This window comes from Bradyrhizobium mercantei, assembly GCF_001982635.1.
In the GTDB taxonomy this organism is placed as follows: Bacteria; Pseudomonadota; Alphaproteobacteria; order Rhizobiales; family Xanthobacteraceae; genus Bradyrhizobium; species Bradyrhizobium mercantei.
This window is the reverse complement of sequence record NZ_MKFI01000058.1, coordinates 1-739: the sequence shown is the minus strand read 5'-3', so window position 1 is coordinate 739 and position 739 is coordinate 1. Positions and strand designations below refer to the sequence as shown.

General features: G+C 67.3%; 1 pseudogene. It reads right to left on the bottom strand.

Annotated elements, in window-relative coordinates:
* A pseudogene (locus BI327_RS40900) lies at positions 1–739 on the bottom strand (malate synthase G); the annotation flags it as partial.

The window sequence follows — 739 nt, the reverse complement described above, 5'->3', positions numbered from 1 at the left end:
GTCTTCCATGAGGCCGACGTTGTGGATGTCCGGCACCTTGGAGCAGCCCACGCCCTGGTCGATCCAGCGGACCACGTAGCCCAGGATGCCCTGCACGTTGTTGTCCAGCTCCTGCTGGATGTCGGCGGCGGACCACTTGCTGCGGTCGCCCACCGGCACCGTCAGCAGGCCGGCCAGCAGTTCGTCGCGCACGCTGTCGAGCTTGGTGCGTTCGAGTTCCTGCTGGACCGCCTGCACGTCCACCTGATGGTAGTGCAGCGCGTGCAGCGTGGCGGCGGTGGGCGAGGGCACCCAGGCCGTGTTGGCGCCGGCCTTGGGATGGGCGATCTTCTGTTCGAGCATGGCGGCCATCAGGTCGGGCATGGCCCACATGCCCTTGCCGATCTGCGCGCGGCCGCGCAGGCCGGCGTCCAGGCCGACCAGCACGTTGTTGCGCTCGTAGGCGGTGATCCAGGCGGTGGACTTCATGTCGCCCTTGCGCAGCATGGGGCCGGCTTCCATGCTCGAATGCATTTCGTCGCCGGTGCGGTCGAGGAAGCCAGTGTTGATGAACGCCACGCGCGACGCCGCGGCCTGGATGCAGGCCTTCAGGTTGATGCTGGTGCGGCGCTCTTCGTCCATGATGCCCATTTTCAGGGTGTTGCGCGGCAGGCCCAGCAGGTCCTCGACGCGATCGAACAGCTCGCTGGCGAACGCGGCCTCGACCGGGCCGTGCATCTTGGGCTTGACGATGTAGACC